16 protein-coding genes are annotated in these 19,532 nt (G+C 74.2%); 8 read left to right on the top strand and 8 right to left on the bottom strand.

The features are described 5' to 3' along the window. Window position 1: 1 nt before the first annotated feature. Window positions 2-1,087, top strand: a complete 1,086-nt coding sequence (locus tag Sya03_RS18230; protein ID WP_239107638.1) for a glycoside hydrolase family 6 protein — start codon at window positions 2-4, stop codon at window positions 1,085-1,087. Window positions 1,088-1,206: 119 nt separating this feature from the next. Further along, window positions 1,207-2,979 carry a hydrogenase maturation protein gene (locus Sya03_RS18225; protein ID WP_203939503.1) on the top strand — a complete coding sequence of 591 codons (1,773 nt, stop codon included), beginning with the start codon at window positions 1,207-1,209 and terminating at the stop codon, window positions 2,977-2,979. A 5-nt stretch (window positions 2,980-2,984) separates the two neighbouring features. On the opposite strand, the gene Sya03_RS18220 is transcribed toward Sya03_RS18225, so the two are convergent. Next, complete coding sequence (locus Sya03_RS18220; protein ID WP_203939502.1) at window positions 2,985-4,142, bottom strand: glycoside hydrolase family 6 protein; 1,158 nt, start codon at window positions 4,140-4,142, stop codon at window positions 2,985-2,987. 185 nt (window positions 4,143-4,327) lie between these two features. After that, complete coding sequence (locus Sya03_RS18215) at window positions 4,328-5,920, bottom strand: lysyl oxidase family protein (RefSeq protein WP_203939501.1); 1,593 nt, start codon at window positions 5,918-5,920, stop codon at window positions 4,328-4,330. 271 nt (window positions 5,921-6,191) lie between these two features. Here Sya03_RS18215 and ppc point away from each other — a divergent pair, with 271 nt between their 5' ends. The 5 genes from ppc (at window position 6,192) to Sya03_RS18190 (ending at window position 12,065) form a co-directional block, all read left to right on the top strand. Then, entirely contained in the window at window positions 6,192-8,978 is a 2,787-nt protein-coding gene (ppc, locus tag Sya03_RS18210; RefSeq protein WP_203939500.1) for a phosphoenolpyruvate carboxylase, read from the top strand. Window positions 8,979-9,084: 106 nt separating this feature from the next. Continuing rightward, window positions 9,085-9,381 carry a hypothetical protein gene (locus tag Sya03_RS18205; RefSeq protein ID WP_203939499.1) on the top strand — a complete coding sequence of 99 codons (297 nt, stop codon included), beginning with the start codon at window positions 9,085-9,087 and terminating at the stop codon, window positions 9,379-9,381. A gap of 21 nt (window positions 9,382-9,402) precedes the next feature. After that, window positions 9,403-10,098 carry a hypothetical protein gene (locus Sya03_RS18200; protein WP_203939498.1) on the top strand — a complete coding sequence of 232 codons (696 nt, stop codon included), beginning with the start codon at window positions 9,403-9,405 and terminating at the stop codon, window positions 10,096-10,098. A 110-nt stretch (window positions 10,099-10,208) separates the two neighbouring features. Further along, the gene (locus tag Sya03_RS18195; protein WP_275411456.1) at window positions 10,209-11,057 is read left to right on the top strand and encodes a chitosanase; all 849 of its coding nucleotides are present in this window, start codon (window positions 10,209-10,211) and stop codon (window positions 11,055-11,057) included. A gap of 48 nt (window positions 11,058-11,105) precedes the next feature. After that, window positions 11,106-12,065: a DNA polymerase domain-containing protein gene (locus Sya03_RS18190; protein ID WP_203939497.1), complete on the top strand. Its 960-nt coding sequence runs from the start codon at window positions 11,106-11,108 to the stop codon at window positions 12,063-12,065. Between the two features lie 12 nt (window positions 12,066-12,077). On the opposite strand, the gene Sya03_RS18185 is transcribed toward Sya03_RS18190, so the two are convergent. The 6 genes from Sya03_RS18185 to Sya03_RS18160 form a co-directional block, all read right to left on the bottom strand. Then, entirely contained in the window at window positions 12,078-12,983 is a 906-nt protein-coding gene (locus Sya03_RS18185) for a hypothetical protein (RefSeq protein ID WP_203939496.1), read from the bottom strand. Window positions 12,984-13,079: 96 nt separating this feature from the next. Beyond that, the gene (locus Sya03_RS18180) at window positions 13,080-13,799 is read right to left on the bottom strand and encodes an ABC transporter permease (protein WP_203939495.1); all 720 of its coding nucleotides are present in this window, start codon (window positions 13,797-13,799) and stop codon (window positions 13,080-13,082) included. A 4-nt stretch (window positions 13,800-13,803) separates the two neighbouring features. Further along, window positions 13,804-14,718: an ABC transporter ATP-binding protein gene (locus Sya03_RS18175; protein ID WP_239107637.1), complete on the bottom strand. Its 915-nt coding sequence runs from the start codon at window positions 14,716-14,718 to the stop codon at window positions 13,804-13,806. Next, the gene (locus tag Sya03_RS18170) at window positions 14,715-15,578 is read right to left on the bottom strand and encodes an ABC transporter permease (protein ID WP_203939494.1); all 864 of its coding nucleotides are present in this window, start codon (window positions 15,576-15,578) and stop codon (window positions 14,715-14,717) included. The genes Sya03_RS18175 and Sya03_RS18170 overlap by 4 nt, the downstream gene beginning before the upstream one ends. Continuing rightward, complete coding sequence (locus Sya03_RS18165) at window positions 15,571-16,494, bottom strand: ABC transporter ATP-binding protein (protein ID WP_203939493.1); 924 nt, start codon at window positions 16,492-16,494, stop codon at window positions 15,571-15,573. Before Sya03_RS18165 ends, Sya03_RS18170 begins: the two co-directional genes overlap by 8 nt. Before the next feature lie 36 nt (window positions 16,495-16,530). Beyond that, complete coding sequence (locus Sya03_RS18160) at window positions 16,531-17,814, bottom strand: glycoside hydrolase family 26 protein (RefSeq protein WP_239107636.1); 1,284 nt, start codon at window positions 17,812-17,814, stop codon at window positions 16,531-16,533. 193 nt (window positions 17,815-18,007) lie between these two features. Between Sya03_RS18160 and cysC the strand changes: the two genes are divergently transcribed. Then, complete coding sequence (cysC, locus tag Sya03_RS18155) at window positions 18,008-19,528, top strand: adenylyl-sulfate kinase (protein WP_203939492.1); 1,521 nt, start codon at window positions 18,008-18,010, stop codon at window positions 19,526-19,528. The last annotated feature ends 4 nt before the right edge of the window (window positions 19,529-19,532 follow it).

Here is a 19,532-nt window from a genome sequence, read left to right as displayed (position 1 = left end):
GGTGTCCCGTCACGCCGTGCCCGCGCACCGCCGCCGGCGCTCGCCGGTCGCGCTGACCGCCGCCGTCGCGGCGGCGGTCACGGTCGCGCTGATCTACCTCGGGTTCGCCGACGGGGGCACCGGGCCCCCGCCGGTGGCCGCGCCCGACGCCGCCCCGTCGTCCGCCGCGCCCGCGTCGGGCGGGGCGGGGGGCGGCGGGCAGCTGAGCGGGTTCTCGCTGTACACGGAACCGTCCGGGTTCGCCGCCGACCAGGCCCGCGTCTGGGCGGCGCAGGGCCGCGCCGCCGAGGCGGCCGCCGTGCGCCGGATCGCCGAGCAGCCCACCGCCGTGTGGTTCGCCGACGCCGCGCCGGGCTACGCCGAGCGCGCCGCGAAGCTGGCCGCCGACGCCCGCGCGGCGGGCACGGTGCCGGTGCTGACCGCCTACTACATCCCCGGGCGGGACTGCTCCGGGCAGTCGGCGGGCGGCGCGCCGGACGCGGCCGCGTACCGGCAGTGGGTGGCCGGGCTGGCCGGGGCGCTCGCCGGGCACCGGGCGGTGGTGGTGCTGGAGCCCGACGCCGTCGCGCAGACCCTGAAGGGCTGCCTGGACGGCACGGCGGCGGCCGCCCGCTACGCGCTGCTCGCCGAGGCGGTGGCGGCGTTCCGGGCGGCCGGCGAGGTGTACGTCTACCTCGACGCCGGCAACCCGAGCTGGGTGCGCAACCCGGCCCGGATGGCGGCGGCGCTGCGCTCGGCGGGTGTCGCGTCGGCGCACGGGTTCGCGCTGAACGTGGCGAACTTCGAGACGACCGCCGCGAACGTCGCGTACGGCAACCGGCTGTCCACTCTGCTCGGTGGGGCGCCGTTCGTCATCGACACCAGCCGCAACGGCAACGGCCCGGCGGTCATCGGCGCCGACGACGGGCACTGGTGCAACCCGCCGGGGCGGGCGCTGGGCGAGCCGCCCACCACGCGGACGGGGCAGCCGCGCGTCGACGCGTACCTGTGGATCAAGCGGCCGGGCGAGTCCGACGGCGCCTGCGGCGGCGGGGCTCCCCCGGCGGGGCAGTGGTTCCCGTCGTACGCGCTCGACCTGGCGGACTGATGTCCCTCGATCGGCTGCAACTTGCAGGTCAGACGCGTCGCACCGGATGTGCGACCCCCGCACATCGAGATATTGCAGAGTTTGCCGGTCCGACCCATAGAGGGTTTTCAGGAGGAAGTGTGCGCATCCTGCTGCTCGTGTCGGCCTTCAACGGCCTCACCCAGCGCGTCTGGTGCCACCTGCGTGACAGCGGCCACCAGGTCGGCGTCCTGCTGGCGACGGACGAACGCGGCATCGCCGAGGGCGTCCGCGCCGCCGACCCGGAACTGATCATCTGCCCGTACCTGACCCACCGGGTGCCGGCCGAGGTGTGGCAGCGGCACCGCACGATCATCCTGCACCCGGGGCCGGTCGGCGACCGCGGACCGTCCTCGCTGGACTGGGCGATCTCGGAGGGCCTGCCGCAGTGGGGGGTCACCGCGCTGCAGGCCGCCGAGGAGCTGGACGCGGGCCCGGTCTGGGCCACCCGCACCTTCCCGATGCCGGCCGCCCCGCCGCGCAAGTCCGCCCTCTACGGCGGGCCGGTGGCCGACGCGGCGCTGGAGTGCGTCACCGAGGTCGTCGCGAAGGCCGCCGACCCGGCGTTCCGGCCGACGCCGCTGGAGCGGATGCGCACGGCGGTGCTGGGCGCCCGGCTGCGGCCGGCGATGAAGCAGACGGACCGCATGTTCGACTGGTCGGACGACACCGACCGGATCGTCCGCCGGGTCCGCGCCGCCGACGGCGCCCCGGGCGTGCGCACGGAGGTGGCCGGGCTGCCGGTGTTCGCCTACGACGCGCACCCGGGCGCCGTGCACGGCGCGCGGCCCGGCGCGGTGCTGGCCCGCCGGCAGGGCGCCGTGCTGGTCGGCACCGGCGACGGGAGCGTCTGGCTCGGCCACCTGCGCGACGCGGCCGACGGCGGCGTGAAGCTGCCCGCCACCACGCTCCTCGGCCGCCGCCTGGCCGGGGTGCCGAACCTGACCCTGCCGCCCGGCGCGGAGCCGGAGGTGCCGTCGTACCGGCAGATCCGCTACCGGCGCTCCGGCGCGGTCGGTTGGCTCGCGTTCGACTTCTACAACGGCGCCATGTCCACCGCGCACTGCCGGCGGCTGCTGACCGCCCTGCGCCACGCGGCCGCCCAGGACACCCGGGTGCTCGTGCTGCGCGGCGGCACCGACGCGTTCGGCAACGGCATCCACCTGAACGCCATCGACGCCGCGCCGGACCCCGCCGCCGCGGGCTGGGAGAACATCCGGGCCATCAACGAGGTGTGCCGCGAGCTCATCACCTGCCGGCAGGTGCTCATCGCCGGGTACGCGGGCAACGCGGGCGCCGGCGGCGTCATGCTGGGCCTGGGCGCGGACGTCGTCGCCGCCCGCGACGGCATCGTGCTCAACCCGTACTACGACATGGGGCTGTCGGGCTCCGAGCTGCACACGTACACGCTGCCGCAGCGGGTGGGCGCCGAGCGCGCGGCCCGGCTGCTGTCGCGGCGGCTGCCGCTCGGCGTGCAGGGCGCCCGGTCCATCGGGCTGGTCGACGAGGTCGGCCCGCGGCACCCCGACGCGTACGCGGCGTGGCTGGCCGACCTGGCCGACCGCTGGACCGACCCGCCCCGCGCGAAGCGCCAGCGGCTCGCCAAGCAGCGCCGGCTCGCGGGCGAGCGGCTGCCCCTGGACGTCTACGAGCAGCGCGAGCTGGCCGAGATGAGCCGCGACCTGTTCGACGACCGGCAGGGGTTCGCCGCCGCCCGGCAGGCGTTCGTGCACAAGACCCGGGCCACCACCACCCCGGCGAAGCTCGCGTTCGCGGCGCCGGTCGCGGTGGGGAACACCCGGCACGTCGCCCGGCCGCGGCAGGCGCCGGGCGCCGAGGTGCCGCACCTGGTGCGCCCCGCCGTGCCCGCCTGACGGGCCTAGTTGGTCGCCAGGTCCAGGGCGTACTCGGCCCAGAACAGGCCCGCCCGGGGGGCGCCGCCGCAGGCGCCGTCCGACTCGCCCGGCCGCTTCACCCACAGGTACGCGTCCACCCGCGGCTGGCCCGTCCAGGTCGAGGGGGCGTCGCCGAGGGCGCGACCGGGCGGGTTGCACGCGCTGCGGCCGCGGGCGCTGGGGCCGTTGCCGTTGCGGCTGGTGTCGACGACGAAGTGGGCGTCGTCCAGCCGCTTCGACAGCTTGAGCCCGTACGCGATGTTGTCGGCGGTGGTCTCGAAGCCGCCCACGTTGAGGGCGAAGCCGTCGGCGCGTTCCACGCCGGCCGTCCGCAGCGCGTCGGCGAGCACGTCGAGGTCCTGCACCCAGGACGGGTTGCCGGCGTCGATGTAGACCCGGACCCCGGAGTTGACCTTCAGCTGGTCGACGGCGGCGCCGAGCAGCCGGAAGCGTTCCGAGACGGCCCGCTTGGCCGCCGCGTCGTCGGCGGGATCGCCCAGGCAGCCGTCGACGGCCTGCGCCACGGCACCGGGCTCCAGGACGACGACGGCCTCGCGGCCCTCCAGCGCCTCGGCCAGCGCGCCCAGCCAGGCGCTGTACGCGTCGGCGGTGGCGGCGCCGCCGGCGGGCCCGGGGACCTCGTCGCGGCAGTCGCGGCCGGGCAGGTAGTAGGCGACCAGCACCGGCAGCCGGCCGGCCCGCTCGGCGGCGGCGGCCAGGGCGGCGGCGCGGGCCGCGAAGCCGCCGGCGCCGTCGGCGAACCAGACGGCCTGCGGCTGGGCGGCGATCCGGCGCATCGCGGCCGCGTCGGCGATGCGGCCCTCGCGGGTCCACTCGGCGGCCTGCCACGCGGCCCCGGTCTCGGGTTCCAGCCACAGCTGCCGGCCGGCCAGCGGGCTGGCGTCCGGGTCGGCGACGGTCGCGCTCGCCGACGGCCCGGCCGCCGGCGGCGGCACGACGGTGACGGCGGGCGACGGGACGGGCGCCGGGCCGGCCGTGCGGGCGATCAGCTCGGTGACCGGGCGGCCCAGCGCGCCGGTGATCGTCCAGCCCAGCAGCGCCACGGCCACGGCCGTCGCCAGCGCCCCGGTCAGGTAGGGCCAGACGCGGCGGCGCGGCGTCCGGCGCGAGTGCTTGGCCATGCGCTCTCCCGTCACCCAGCGTGGTCATCAACGTGACGATCTTACGCTCAGTATCCGGGATGTCGAGTGCCGCGTGACTCTAATCGCAGGCCGGGCGGGGGTTGACGGACGGTGAGTGATCCTCTACCGGTTACCCAAAGTGGCCCCGGTCGTCGCCGACCGGGGCCACCTCAGCGTTCAGCCGCTCAGCCGGTGATGCCCTCGTGCGGGGGCACCGTCAGCGTGCGGTTCGCCTTCGTGCCGCCGAGCACGACCTTGCGCAGCGACGAGTTGTTCGCCGTGCTCACCTCGGCGAGCTTCTTCTCCGGGTTCGCCAGCACCTCGATGTAGTAGGTGCCGTTCGGCAGGTCCGTCACGTCGAACGACTGGCCCGGCAGGGACTGGCCGTACGTGTCGCCGCCACCCACGTCGAGCACCTGGCGCACCGCCACCGAGGTGTTCTGGCCGCAGGACGTCGACAGGTCGGTGTTGCTCGGGCGCCACTTGGCGTTCGGGATCGTGTAGTCGACCGCGTCGGTGTTGGCCAGGCAGAAGGCCTCCTTGCCGCTGATCACGGCGACCTTCTTGTCGGCCTTGAGCAGCCGGTACTGCGCGAAGTCGGTGAAGTGCCAGTGCATGTGGCCCTCACGCTTGTCCCACTCCATCGTGCCGGCGGCCGTCGAGCCGACCTGCTTGCCGTTGGCGTCGAAGAAGTACTGGTACGCGTCCATCAGCTCGGTGCCGGTGCGCCGGAAACCGTCGACGACCAGCGGCGACGTGCCGCCGTTCCACACCGTGGCGCCGAAGTTGACGTACGTCTTGCCCGCCTCGCTCTCCTTGTCGAGCTCGATGCCCCAGGCCGGCAGCGACTTCAGGTCCGGCTTCGGGCCCTTCGACGGCGCCGCCGCGAAGGTCGTGGGACGCCGCGCCGGCGGGCGCAGGTCGGCGGAGAACGCCGACACCTGACGCTTCGGGTCGCCCTCGGCGGCGTGCTCGTCGTGCTCGCTGGCGACCGCCGGCGGGGCGCCGTCCTTCGCGCGCAGCTTCGCCTGCGTCTCGGCGAGCCCCTCCTCGCCCTCCTCGGCCTCCTCCTGGGTGACCGTCAGGGACATCGACGCCTTCGACGACTTCGCCGGGATCTTGAAGAAGTCGACGTAGTTCTTGTTCACGGCCACGTCGACCGTGTACTCGCCGGCCGGCACGTCGACGTTGGCGCCCCCGCCCCAGCGGCCGACGTTGTCCGTCGGCGAGCTCCAGCCCGCCTGCACGCCCCAGACCGCGCCCAGCCAGAACGGGTTGCCGCCCGCGTCGGCGCAGCCCACCGGGTACGGGTTGTCCGACGGCGCGTCCGGCCGGGTGCGGCCCGTGTCGTACGCGTTCGGGCAGTAGTCCTGGTCGTAGCTCTGCACGACGGCGCCGGCCTTGTTCTTGATCGTCACCTTCGTGAACGACTTCAGGCCGGTGAAATCGGTGACCATGCCGGCGGGCAGCGTCTGCCAAGTCTTCTTGCCGCCCGTCCAGACGGCCCGCTTCGCCACCAGCGGCTTGGAGTACGCGGTGCGGTTGACCCGGATCTCCAGCGGGTCCTTGCCCGCGATGACGTGCGTGCCGAGCTGGAGGTAGAGCCAGGCCTCACCCGACTCGTCGACGTACCGCTCGGCCGTCAGCGCGTTGGTCGCGGCGACGAACGCCAGCGGGGGCGGTGCGGCGGCCGCGTTCGCCACGGTCACGCCGGCGGCGACCAGCCCGGTGGCCGTCACGACGGCGCCCACGGCCAGCAGCCGGGATCGCTTGCTCATGTGTATCTCCCCAGTCGTGTCCCGGCGCCGTGCGGAGCCGGGTCGCGTGGCGACGCGCGGTGGCGCATCGACCGGTGGTGATACAACCCGATCGGCTGTGAGGCGCAGGTAAAGATCAAGCGGCAGAAATTCCGGCAGGGCTGCGTGAGACTTGACTCACCGGGTTCACCCGCCCGCAGCGCCGCACCGATACGATCTGCGGAGTCGGGACAGTGCCGTCCTCCGCCCGCCACTGGTCGCGCCCCGCGGGGCGTGACGCGAAGGAGCGATGGTGACCGACCAGCTCGACACCGACGGCCCCGACGCCGCCCTGCGTGCCGACATCCGGCGCATCGGCACCCTGCTCGGCCAGACCCTGGCCCGGCAGGAGGGCCGGCCCCTGCTCGACCTCGTCGAGGAGATCCGCGCCCTGGTGCGTTCCGACGCCGAGGCCGCCGCCGGCCGCCTCGCCGCGATGGACGTCACCACCGGCACCAAGCTGGCGCGCGCGTTCTCCACGTACTTCCACCTGGCGAACATGACGGAGCAGGCGCACCGCGCGCGCGAGCTGCGCCGCCGCCGCGCCCAGCACGGCGGCTGGCTCGACCAGGCCGCCAAGCTGATCGCCGAGCGCGGGGTGCCCGCCGACGAGATCGCCGACGCCGCCCGCCGGCTCGCCATCCGGCCCGTCTTCACCGCGCACCCCACCGAGGCGTCGCGCCGCTCCATCCTCAGCAAGCTGCGGTCCATCGCCGACGAGCTGGACGCCGAGGCCGCCGCCGCGGTGCTCTACGGCGCCACCGACTCCGGCCCCGCGACGCGCCGCCTGGCCGAGCTGATCGACCTGCTGTGGCAGACCGACGAGCTGCGCCTCGACCGGCCCGACCCCACCGACGAGGCCCGCAACGCCATCTACTACCTGCGCGAGCTGTACGCCGACGCCGCCCCGCAGGTGCTCGACGACCTCGCCGAGACGCTGCGCAGCCTCGGCGTCGAGACCGCCCCCACGACCCGGCCGCTCACGTTCGGCACCTGGATCGGCGGCGACCGCGACGGCAACCCGTTCGTCACCCCCGCCGTCACCCGCGACGTGCTGATCATCCAGCACGAGCACGGCATCCAGGCCACCGAGGCCGCCATGGACGCCCTCATCAACGAGGTGTCCGTGTCCCGCCGGCTGCGCGGCGTGTCCCTCGACCTGTCCGCCAGCCTCGCCAAGGACCTCGACGCCCTGCCCGAGGTGGCGCCCCGGTTCCGGCGCACCAACGCCGAGGAGCCGTACCGGCTCAAGGCCCGCTGCGTGAAGGCGAAGCTCGCCAACACCCGCGCCCGGCTGCGCCACGGCACCGCCCACGTGCCCGGCCGCGACTACCGCGGCACCGACGACCTCATCGCCGACCTGGAGCTGATGCGCGCCTCGCTGGCCCGCAACTCCGGCCAGCTCACGGCCGTCGGCAAGGTGGCGTCGGCGCTGCGCACCATCAGCGCGTTCGGCCTGCACCTCGCCACCATGGACGTGCGCGAGCACGCCGAGGCCCACCACGCCGTCCTGGCCCAGCTGTACGACCGCGTCGGCGAGACGGACGACTACGCCGCGCTCGACCGCCCGGCGCGCACCAAGCTGCTCGCCGACGAGCTGACCGGCCGCCGGCCGCTGGCCGCGCTCGGCACCGAGCTCACCGACGGCAACCGCAAGACGTTCGACGTCTTCCACACCATCCGCGACGCCCAGGACCGGTTCGGCCACGAGGTCATCGAGTCGTACATCATCTCGATGACCCTCGGCGTCGACGACGTCCTCGCCGCCGCCATCCTGGCCCGCGAGGCCGGCCTCATCGACCTGCACGGCGGCAAGGCGCGCATCGGCATCGTCCCGCTGCTGGAGACCCCGGCCGAGCTCGACGCCGGCGGCGAGCTGCTCGACGAGATGCTGTCGCTGCCCGCGTACCGCGCCATCGTGCGCGCCCGCGGCGACGTGCAGGAGGTCATGCTCGGCTACTCCGACTCCAACAAGATGGCCGGCATCACCACCAGCCAGTGGTCCATCCACCGCGCCCAGCGCGCCCTGCGCGACGTCGCCGCCCGCCACGGCGTGCGGCTGCGCCTGTTCCACGGCCGCGGCGGCACCGTCGGCCGCGGCGGCGGCCCCACCCACGAGGCGATCCTGGCCCAGCCGTACGGCACGCTCGACGGCGCCATCAAGGTCACCGAGCAGGGCGAGGTCATCAGCGACAAGTACACGCTGCCGGCGCTGGCCCGGGAGAACCTGGAGCTGACCGTCGCCGCGGTGCTGCAGGCCACCCTCCTGCACACCGAGCCCCGCGTCGACGAGGACTCGCTGGCCCGCTGGGACGCCGCCATGGACACCGCCTCCGACGCGGCGTACCGGGCGTACCGGGGCCTGGTGGAGAACCCGGACCTGCCCGCGTACTTCTGGGCCTCCACCCCGACGGAGCTGCTCGGCGCCCTCAACATCGGCTCCCGCCCGGCCAAGCGCCCCAACGCCGACGCCGGCCTCGACGGCCTGCGCGCCATCCCGTGGGTGTTCGGCTGGACCCAGTCCCGCCAGATCGTCCCCGGCTGGTTCGGCGTCGGCTCCGGCCTGGCAGCGGCCCGCGAGGCCGGCCTGTCGCCCGTGCTCGCCGAGATGCACGGCAACTGGCACTTCTTCCGCACGTTCATCTCGAACGTGGAGATGATGCTGGCCAAGACCGACCTGTCGATCGCCCGCCGCTACGTCGACACCCTGGTCCCCTCCGACCTCCAGCCGATCTTCACCACGATCGAGCAGGAGTACGAGCGCACCGTCGCCGAGGTCCTGGCCGTCACCGAGTCGTCGGCGCTGCTCGCCGGCAACGCGGTGCTGGGCCGCACCCTCGGCGTCCGCGACACCTACCTGGAGCCGCTGCACCACCTCCAGGTCGCCCTGCTGCGCCAGTACCGCGACTCGGCCTCCAGCAACCAGGTCATCGCGACCGCCCCGGGCGCCCGCCGGCCCCCGTCGGACTCCACCGCCCTGGAACGCGCCCTGCTGACCACCGTCAACGGCATCGCGGCCGGCATGCGCAACACGGGCTGACGCCCGCACCCGCACCACCGGGGCCCGCGCCGATCCGGCGCGGGCCCCGCGTGTTCTCCGGCGCGGCCCGGCGGCGCGGGCGGAGTGCGGCGGTTACGGTCGACGGATGTCCGCCTGGGTCGTCGCCGCCGGGGTCGCCGGGGCGCTGGCGGGCGCGCTGATCACCTACGCCGCCTGCCGGTGGGCGTGGCACCGGCCGCTGGCCGAGGCCCGGGCCGATGCGCGCCGGGGCGGGCAGGAGCTGCACGACGAACGCCTGGAGCGGGAGACCGTCGAGGTGCAGTGGCGCGACTTCGCGGACAAGGCGTTCCGGCTGGACGACCTGGCCCGCGACCGGGACTGGCGGGACGTGCTGTGGGGCGCGCTCCCGGCCCACGAGGCCCGGCGCCGCTCCCGCCGTTGACGACGGGCTTACCGTCGGAAGATGACGCATGACGGTCCACTGTCCTGGCTGGTGCCTCAGCTGGCGGCGATCGAGGACTGGTCGGCGGTGCTCGCCGACCGGTCCCGGCGGGACGAGCATCTCGACGCCGCACTCAGCGTGCTGGACGCCCTGCACCGCGGCGCGGCGGCGTTTCTGCCGATGGTGCGGAGCCTGCCGCTGCCCGCGGGGCGGCCGGACGACGGGATGGAGTTGCGGCTGCGGCTGCTCGGCGAGACGGTCGACGAGGCGTTGCGACGGAACGGGTTGTCGTGGCCGCCGCCGTTCGACGTGCCGCCGCCGGCGGTGACGCGGGACCTGCTGTGGTTCCTGCGGTTGGCGGACGAGCGGCCGGCGTCCCACCTGCTGTTCCACCAGCGGGTGGAGGTCGGGTTGCAGACGATCGTGACGCGGACCGCGAACCTGCGCGACGACGTGGCGCTGGGCCTGGCCGACGTGGTGACGGCGCCGGTGGCAGGCGGGGCCGGCAGGAGCCGGGTCTCCGGGCTGCTCACCGGGCTGACCCTGCTGATCACGCTGCTGCAGGGGCCGGGTGCCGTGCTGGACTTCCCCGCGGACGCGGCCGAGCTGGGCCGGGCCGTGGCCGTGGTCGGCGGGGGCGTCGCGGAGATCACCGGCGAGACGTTCGAGGCGGTCGAGCGGTGGTACGACCGGTGGGACGACGCCGACACCCTGTGATTGTTTCGCCGGTTCTCGCGAATGGCGCACGGCTGACACATTGACTCTCATCGCTCCGTAGGGCTTTATCTGTTAGATAAATTAACTAACAGACTTACGGAGGAGCTCGCGTGAGAAGACCGCGTACCTGGGCCGGCGTCGCCATCGCGGCGGCCGCCGTCGCCGTCCCCCTGGTCCTGCACGGCAGCGCCGACGCCGCCCCCACTCCCGCCCCGGCCCCCGCGGCGCAGCGGGCCGTCGCCGTGGCCGCCGTGGACCTGTACGACGCGCGCAAGAAGGACATCGCCATGCGGCTGGTGTCCAGCGCCGAGAACTCGTCCACCGACTGGAAGGCCCAGTACTCCTACATCGAGGACATCGGCGACGGCCGCGGCTACACCGCCGGCATCATCGGGTTCTGCTCCGGCACCGGCGACATGCTCGACCTGGTCGAGTTGTACACGGCCCGCAAGCCCGGCAACGTCCTCGCCCGGTTCCTGCCCGCCCTGCGCCGCGTCGACGGCACCGACTCGCACGCCGGGCTCGGCGGTTACCCCGCCGCGTGGCGGACCGCCGCCCGCGACACCGTCTTCCAGCAGGCGCAGAACGACGAGCGGGACCGGGTGTACTTCAACCCGTCGGTGAACCGGGCGAAGTCGGACGGGCTGCGCGCGCTCGGGCAGTTCATCTACTACGACGCCATCGTCATGCACGGGTCGGGGTCGTGGACGCCGAGCTTCGACAGCATCCGCCGCGAGGCGATGCGCAAGGCGAAGACGCCGGCGCAGGGCGGCAACGAGACGACGTACCTGCACGCGTTCCTCGACGCCCGGGTGCGGGCGATGAAGATGGAGGACGCGCACGACAACACGACCCGGGTCGACACCGCGCAGCGGGTCTTCCTGAACGCCGGCAACCTAGACCTGAACACCCCGCTGAAGTGGAAGGTGTACGGCCAGACGTTCGAGATCAAGGGCTGAGCCTTCTCGCGGCGCATGGGCGCGGGCACCGCCGGGTACGCCCGGAGGGTGCCCGCGCCGACGCTGACCGAGGACGAGGCCGCCGAGCTCGACGACCTGCCCGGCGGCGGCGTCTGGACGGTCTTCGGCCGCCGGGTGCGGGTCACGAACCTCGACAAGGTGCTGTTCCCGGCGCGGCCCGGCGAGCCGCCGGTCACCAAGCGGGACCTGCTGCGCTACACCGCGCAGATCGCGCCGGTGTCGGTGCCGTACCTGGCCGGGCGGGCACTGAACCTGCACCGCTACCCGGACGGCGTGGCCGCCGGCGGCTTCTGGCACAAGGAGCTGCCCGGGCACGCCCCGGACTGGCTGGCCCGGTGGCGCAACCCCGAGGCGGACCCCGGGGAGACGCAGACGTACCTGGTCGCCGACGAGCCGGCCGCGCTCGTGTGGGCGGCGAACTTCGGCGCCCTGGAGTGGCACCCGTGGACGTCGCGCACCGATCACCCGCACCGGCCCACGTACGCGCTCATCGACCTCGACCCGGGCGCCAGCACCACGTGGGACGACCTGCTGGTGCTCGCCCGGCTGCACCGCACCGCCCTGGAGCACCTCGGCGTCACCGCCCGGGCCAAGGTGACCGGCCGGCGCGGCATCCAGATCTGGGTGCCGGTGGTGCCCGGGCCGGCCTTCGCCGCCACCCGCGCATGGGTGGAGCGGCTGTCGCGGGCGGTGGGCGCGGTGGTGCCCGAGCTGGTCAGCTGGAAGTGGCAGAAGCGCGACCGCGGCGGCCTGGCCCGCCTGGACTACACGCAGAACGCGATCAACCGCACCCTCGTCGCCCCGTACAGCCCGCGGCCCGCGCCCGGGGCGCCGGTGTCCGCCCCGATCGACTGGGACGAACTCGACGACCCGGGCCTGCGCCCAGACGGCTTCACCGTCCGTGACCTGCCGCGCCGCCTCGCCGAACGGGGCGACCTGTTCCGCGACGTGCTCGACCACCCGCAGCGGCTGCCGGCGCTGACCTGACGGCCCGCGGCTCTACACCCCCGCGGCGGACGTGGGCTCGCCGTCGGACCCCCGCTGATCGGCCAGTTCCCGGTACGCGCGCAGCACCGCCTCGAGGTGACCGGCGAGTTCCGCGCCGGAGTCCTGCGAGCCGGGTGAATCCACAGATGCCAGTCTGCCGATCGCCTCGTCCACCCGTCGGGTCAGGTCGCGGACCTCCTCGTCCCGCACGAACTCCTCGCCCGCCACCGCCACCGCCCGCAGCCCGCCCACCCGGCGCTCGATGTCGTCGTCCAGACCCGCCAGCGCCACGTCGGCCGCGGCCAGGCGAGCGGACAGGTCCCGCACCTGCGGGTCCGCCGGCGACCGGCGCCCGACGTGCCCGGCCACGTCGCCGCGGAGCTCCCGCAGTTCCTGCCGTTGTTCCAGCGCCCCGGCCAGATCCAGCAGTGCGTGCGTCAGCAGCCACTCGGCGGCCGCGACGTCGATCAGATCGCCGAGCAGCGGCCACGTCGCCGACGCGCGCTGGCCGAGTTCGACGGCGTCGCTGAACACCTCGCGGTCGGCGTCGTGGACGAGAACATGATGCTGCTCTGGGCGGGCCTGCAACTGCGGAGCGGCGATGACGCCCGGGCGCACCGCCACCCCGCGCGCGAAGCCGACCAGCACCAGGACGAGGCCCAGCAGGCCGACGAGGAGCCCCTGCTGGAAGCCGGCACAATTCAACCCGAAGCCGCCCACGATGACGACGACACCGAGGCCCCGCACCTGCCTGGCCGTGGCGGGAACGGCCGGCGCGTCCGCCGGAGAGATCTCGACGACCTTGCCCCAGACGAAGGTCTCGGCTCGCCCGCCCGCCACGGTCAGCGGGAGGGCGGACACGATGACCGTGTCGTCATCGTGGGCGATGTACAACGCCGGTGCATCCGTTGCTGCCACGTCTCCCCCGTCCACGGCGGCCCCCATGATGCGGCGGATGGCACGTCGGTCCCTCGCCACCACGCCGGGAAGCCACCCCATCGAGGGGCCGCGCCGTCAGCTGGTCTCCCCCGCCACCGACAGGCTGCGCAGCCGGTTGACCGCCAGCACCCCCGCGCCGGCCGTGATGATCGCCGCCATGATCAGCGACGAGGTCAGCGAGACGTTCGGGGTGAGCAGGTCGGTGGGGGCCAGCCGGTCGGTCACCGTGATGACGTACTGCTCGACGGAGAACACCCGGGTGCCGCTGACCCACGTGCCGAGCAGGCCCTCCCAGACCAGCACGTACACCAGGCCGAGCAGGACCGGCCGGCTGGTCAGCAGGCTGAGCAGCAGGAACAGCGCCGAGTACGCGAGCGCGCCGAGCGCCGCCCCGGCCACCAGGCCGAGCCCCAGGCGGACGCCGGAGGCGAGGTAGCCGGCCACGAACAGCGGGACGGCCGCGGTGACCACGGTGACGCCGACCGCCACGACGTACTTCGACAGCAGGATCTCGGCGCGCGACAGCGGCTTGGTGAGGATGTGCACGACGGTGCCGTCGTCGATCTCGGAGCCGAGGACGCCGGTGCCGACGATGAGGGCGGTGATGGGCAGCAGGACGGCCAGGCCGAGGCCGACGAGCAGGGGCTGGCCCCAGTCGCGGGCGGGCACGTCGTTGGCGCGCATGAGCAGGGCGAGGCCGACCAGCAGCAGTGGCAGCGGCAGCAGGACGAGCACGCGCCGGCGGCCGAACAGGCCCCGGGCGGTGATCGACGCGATCGTCGGGTTGTAGACCATCTTCTCAGGCCTCCAGCAGGTATTCGAAGACGCTCTCGAGGGACTCGTCCGACGGGATGAGGCGGCGCAGGCGGATGCCCTCGCCGAGCGCGATGCGGGGCAGCGCGCGGGTGAAGCTGCCGTAGTCGCCGGCGCGGACGGTGAGGCCGGTGCCGGGGTCGATCTCGACGCCGGTGACGGACGCCTGGCCCATGAGGGCGACGGCGAGGCGGCGGTCGTCGGAGGACTGCACGGCGAAGACGTGCGGGCGGTTCGTCATGAGCCGCCGGATGCTGCGGTAGTCGCCGGAGGCGGCGAGGCGGCCGGCGACGATGACCTGGACGGTGCCGCTGACCTGCTCTACCTCCTCCAGGATGTGCGAGCTGAACAGGATCGTCCGGCCGGCGGCGCCGAGGTCGTGCAGCAGCGTCATCATGTGCATGCGCTGGCGCGGGTCGAGGCCGTTGAACGGCTCGTCGAGCAGCAGCACCTGCGGGTCGTGCACGAGGGCGGCGGCGACGCGGGTGCGCTGGCGCATGCCCTTGGAGTAGGTGCCGATGCGGCGGTCCTGGGCGTCGGTCATCTCGACCAGTTCCAGGGCGCGGCGGGCCGCGGACGCCGGGTCGGGCAGCCGGTGCAGCTTGGCGCTGGCGAGCACGAACTCCCACGCGGTGAGGAACGTGTGCACGGCCTCCCGCTCGCTGACCAGCCCGAGGTGGCGGTACAGGGACGGGTTGCGCCAGGCGGGGGCGCCGTCGACGGTGACGGTGCCCTTCGACGGGGCGAGGAAGCCGGCCATCATGTGCAGCACGGTGGTCTTGCCGGCGCCGTTGGGGCCGAGCAGGCCGGTGACGCCCGGGGCGAGCGTCATGCTGACGTCGTTGACGGCCACCACGTTGCCGTACCAGCGGGACACGCTGGTGAGGTCCACTGTGGTCACAGCGAGGCCACCTTCCGGTACCGGGTGAGCAGGAGCAGCAGGCAGGTGGCGACGACGGTGACCAGCTCGATCAGGTACACCGGGCCGAAGCGGCCCACGTCGATGCCGGTGCCGGGGCCGGGCAGCAGCCACGAGCCGACGCCGCTGACCAGCGTCATGGGGCTGGCCAGGCCGGCCAGCTCCTGCGAGTTGTTGGTGTCGAGGAAGGCGAGCACGCCGACGACCGGCGTGGTCATGAGGAACACGGCGACGATGCCGCCGGCGGCGAACGCCCGCTTGCCGGTCAGCGACGCGACGAGCAGCGCGATCGCGGCGAACAGCACGGCCCAGATGAGGCTGTAGCCCCAGCCGGGCAGCAGGTCGCCGAGCTCGTCGAGGACGCCGCGGAAGCCGGTCTTGGTGGTGAACGCGCCGCCCAGGAAGATGATGAACTGCGGCCCGGCGAGCAGCAGCCACGCCGCGGTGACCAGCGCGGCCACCTTGGCGGCCACGTAGTCGAAGGCCCGCAGCGGGCGGCTGAAGTACAGCGGCAGCACCCCGGCGCGCAGGTCGCGGGAGACCAGCTCGGGCGCGACGATCGCGACGAAGAAGATGATCAGCCAGCTGAGCGTGTCGGCGAACTGCTGGTAGTCCAGCGGCAGCACGCCGATCTGGGAGCGCACCGCGGCGATGATGACCGCGACGAGCGAGACGATGCCGACGGCGAGCCAGGGGAAGATCTTCGCCTTGGCGCTGCGGCCGAGGCCGAACGCGGCGCGCAGGCCGTGCACGTACAGGGCGCCGAACACGGCCCCGCGGCCGAGCCGGGGGCCCGCGTACCGCTGGTAGCCGATGTCGTGGATGACCGACGGATCAGACATCTGCGGCCTCCAGTGCCGGGGCGGTGGCGAACAGCTCGGCCACCCGGTGGCGGCGCTGCTCGAGGCGGTGCAGGGGCAGGTCGAGCTCGGCCACCGCGCGCAGGATGCGGTCGTACGCGGCGTCGTCGGCCAGCGGCACGAGCAGCAGCCGGCCGTCGCGCGACGCCTCGAGGCCCAGGCCGGCCAGGTGCGCGGCGAGGGCGTCCGTCCCCTCGGAGACCTCGACGGCGAGCACGTCGGAGGCGGTCGTCATGGACGAGATGCGGTCGGCGCGCAGCAGCCGGCCGCCGTCGATGGCGATGAGCTGGTCGCAGATGCGCTCGACCTCGCCGAGCAGGTGGGAGCAGACGACGACGCTGATGCCGAACTCGGTGCCGATGCGGTGCACCAGGGCCAGCATGGCGTCCCGGCCGGCCGGGTCGAGGCCGTTGGTGGGCTCGTCGAGCAGCAGCAGGTCGGGGTCGTGCACCAGCGCCTGGGCGAGCTTGACCCGCTGCTTCATGCCGGTGGAGTAGCCGCCGATCTGCCGGTAGCGCTCCTCGTAGAGGCCGACGTGGCGCAGGGCCTCCGAGGCGCGCTCGCGGGCGGCGGTGCGCGGCAGCCCGCTCATCCGGCCGAGGTGGGTGACGAACTCGGCCGCGGACACGTCCGGCGGCAGGCTGTCGTGCTCCGGCATGTACCCCACCCGGGCGCGCACTGCGTCAGTGTCGCGGGTGGGGTCGATGCCGAGCACGGACACGGTGCCGGCGGTGGGCGCCAGCAGGCCGAGGAGGATCTTCAGGAGCGTGGACTTGCCGGCGCCGTTGGCGCCGACGAGCCCGATCACACCCGGTTCGACGTCGACGGTGAGGTCGGCCAGGGCCGTGACCTTCCCCCCGTACGTCTTGGTCAGCGACTCTGTCGCGATGAGGCTCACGGGGCCTACCGTATGGCCCCGGCGCACCTCAGTTCATCAGGGGAAAACCCCGGGCGTGCCTGATCCGTGCTCCACCTGGAAGACGGGCAGGTCCCCCAACCTCCGGTAGGCCTCCAGGGCGTCGGGCGTGCTGTCGACGCGGGAGTCCATGCCCTTCTGGTTGTGCGGGGTGTCGAAGCCGACGAGCGCCTTGATCCGGGGGAACTCGGTGATCTGCCGGCCGACGTTGCGGTAGAACTCGGCCTTGTGCCGGGGGTTCTTCGGCGAGTACCAGACGCCCCACTCGGCCACCATCAGGGGCTTGTCGGGGTGCCGCTCGACGGCCCAGTCGTAGAAGCCGGGCCAGTCGGGCTTGCTGGAGGCGCGCCGGTTCATCAGCTCGGTGAAGTCGCCGTGGCCGTAGCCGGGGTCGCTGTAGGCGTAGGTGTCCCAGCCGATCCAGTCGACGACGTCGTCGCCGGGGTACATGTCGTCGAACCACTCCTGGGTGGTGTGCGGCACGTACGCCATGTGCACGACGACGCTGACGATGTTGCTCGCGCCGCCGGCCCGCAGCCGCTGCACGACGTGGCGGTACATGGCGGCGAAGTCGCGGGCGGTCCAGCCGGAGCCGGCCCGCTCGTTGACGTTGTCCTCGGCCTCGTGGTGCACGGTGAAGAAGAACGGCTCGGGGAAGTTCTTCCGGATGTGCGCGGCGAGCCGGTCGAGGTAGGCGTCGGTGGCCCGGTCGCCGGCGGCGATCTCGGCCCAGGTGGCGCCGGCGGGCTTCCAGTTGAGGAACAGGATGCGCTCGCGGCCGGGCTCCCGGGCGATGCGGATCTCCTCGGGCGTGGGGAAGACCCGGCCGCGCCCGCGGTGATACGCGTGGTAGATGTCCTGGTGGCGGCCGGTCTTGCGCTCGAATTCGGCGAGCGCGGGCGCGCCGCGCTTCTCGGTGAACGCGCCCGGCGCGACGCCCCACAGCACGCCGCACGTCGGCACCAGCTTGGCGCCGGTGCGGCAGCGGCCGCCGGGCTCGGGGCCGGGGTCGGCGTCGGGCCGGGCGCCGGGCCGCTGGTCCGCGCCGGGGGCGGCGCCGGGGGTGACGCCGGCCGGTGTGGACGGTGCGGGCAGCGGCGCCCTGCTCGCGGTGGCGGCGGGCGGGCTGCCGGGGATCGGCCGGCCCCAGCCGACCGTGGGGCCGTCGGGGCCGCGGCGGGCCTCGGTGGCCGCGCGGTCCTGGGCGAACGAGGCGAACACCAGGACCGAGCCGGACACCAGCAGCGTCACGGCGAGGGTGATGACGGCGACGGGGTGCGGTTGGGGGGCGCGGCGTCTCATGCTTCCTTCCCTGGCCGGCGGAACAGCATACAATCGTCCAGTATTGGGATGGAAAGCCCGATTGTCACCTTCGGTCCGTTCCCGCCGCACATCCTGTCCGTCTCGGAGAGATCGCCCGAGCCGCGCTCGACCCGGAGTGGGCGGGCTGCGAAACTGTGTCTCTGGTCCGGGTGTGTGGGGGTTGGTTGCTGTCATGAGTGGGTCGCTGTTGCCCGAGGACGTGCTGCGCGACGCGCCGTCGTACACCCCGCGCGCGCATGAGCTGACCGACCTCGAGTTGATCCTCTCCGGCGCGTACGCCCCCCTCACCGGCTTCCTCGGCCGGGCCGACCTCACCGAGCTGCGCCGCCGCGGCCGGCTCGCGGACGGCACGTCGTGGCCCGCGCCGGTGACCCTCGAGGTGCCCGCCGAGCTCGCGGCCGGCCTCGACCCGCAGGACGCCGCCCGGCGCACGGTCGTGCTCGCCGACCCCGAGGGCGCCCCGATCGCGGCCCTCGACGTCACCGACGTCTGGCCCACCCGCGACGGCGTGGCGGGCGTCGCCGGGCCGGTGCGCCGCATCGGCGACGGCGGCCACGGCCCCTTCATGCGGCTGCGGCGCACGCCGGAGGAGGTCCGCGCGCTGCTGCCCCCGGGCCGGGTGCTCGGCGTGGTCGCCGACCGGCCGCTGCACCGCCCGCAGCTCGCCCAGATCGCGCACGCCGCCCGCACGCTGGCCGCGCACCTGCTCATCCTCGTGCCGGTCAGCGAGCCCGGCCCCGACGGCCTGCCGCCCGAGGCCCTGGTGCGCGCCGTGTTCGCCGCCCGCGACCGGATGCCCCCGGCCACCATCGTCGCCGTGCCGCTCACCGCGCGCGGCGACGAGATCCGCGACGCCCTGCTGCGCGCCCGGGTGGCCGGCGCGTACGGCGTCACCCACCTGCTGTCCACCGGCGACGCGCTGTCCGGCGCCGGGGTCAAGCTGCTGGTCCCCCGCGAGCTGGCCTACGACAACCGCGACGGCCAGTGGCGCTGGCGCGACGACATCCCGGAGCGCTCCCGCCGGGTCGCGCTCACCACCGCCGAGATCGACGACCTGCTCGACCGCGGCTTCCCGCTGCCCGAGTGGCACACCCCGCCCGCCGTGGCCAAGGAGCTGGTCCGGGTCCGCCCGCCGCGCCGGCACCGCGGCCTGGTCGTGTTCTTCACCGGCCTGTCCGGCTCCGGCAAGTCGACCATCGCCCGCAACCTCGCCGACATGCTGCGCGAGACCGGCGACCGCACCATCACGCTGCTCGACGGCGACGTGGTGCGCCGCGAGCTGTCCGCCGGGCTCGGCTTCAGCCGCGCCGACCGCGACCGCAACGTGCGCCGGATCGGCTGGGTGGCCGCGGAGGTCGGCCGGCACCGGGGCATGGCGGTGGCCTGCCCGATCGCCCCGTACGCGGCGGCGCGCAAGGCCGCCCGCCGGATGGCCGCCACCGCCGGGGCCGGGTTCGTGCTGGTCCACGTCGCCACCCCGATCGAGGTGTGCGAGCAGCGCGACCGCAAGGGTTTGTACGCCAAGGCGCGCGCCGGGCAGCTGCGCGGCATGACCGGCGTCGACGACCCCTACGAGGCGCCCACCGACGCCGAGCTGGTGGTGGACACCTCCACGATGGCCGTCGACGAGGCCGTGGACGCGGTGTACCAGTACCTGATCGAGTCCGGCTGGGTGGAGCCCCGGCTGGCCTGACGGG

It is taken from the genome of Spirilliplanes yamanashiensis, assembly GCF_016863475.1.
Classification (GTDB): Bacteria; Actinomycetota; Actinomycetes; order Mycobacteriales; family Micromonosporaceae; genus Spirilliplanes; species Spirilliplanes yamanashiensis.
Note: the sequence above shows the minus strand (reverse complement) of the source record. Positions and strands in the feature narration are given on the sequence as shown.

Excerpts from the sequence above, each read along its gene's own strand:
- Sya03_RS18220 (WP_203939502.1), bottom strand. The coding sequence starts at position 4,142 with ATGGCCAAGCACTCGCGCCGGACGCCGCGCCGCCGCGTCTGGCCCTAC.
- Sya03_RS18215 (WP_203939501.1), bottom strand. The coding sequence starts at position 5,920 with ATGAGCAAGCGATCCCGGCTGCTGGCCGTGGGCGCCGTCGTGACGGCC.
- Sya03_RS18205 (WP_203939499.1), top strand. The coding sequence starts at position 9,085 with ATGTCCGCCTGGGTCGTCGCCGCCGGGGTCGCCGGGGCGCTGGCGGGC.
- Sya03_RS18200 (WP_203939498.1), top strand. The coding sequence starts at position 9,403 with ATGACGCATGACGGTCCACTGTCCTGGCTGGTGCCTCAGCTGGCGGCG.
- Sya03_RS18180 (WP_203939495.1), bottom strand. The coding sequence starts at position 13,799 with ATGGTCTACAACCCGACGATCGCGTCGATCACCGCCCGGGGCCTGTTC.
- Sya03_RS18170 (WP_203939494.1), bottom strand. The coding sequence starts at position 15,578 with ATGTCTGATCCGTCGGTCATCCACGACATCGGCTACCAGCGGTACGCG.
- Sya03_RS18160 (WP_239107636.1), bottom strand. The coding sequence starts at position 17,814 with ATGAGACGCCGCGCCCCCCAACCGCACCCCGTCGCCGTCATCACCCTC.
- cysC (WP_203939492.1), top strand. The coding sequence starts at position 18,008 with ATGAGTGGGTCGCTGTTGCCCGAGGACGTGCTGCGCGACGCGCCGTCG.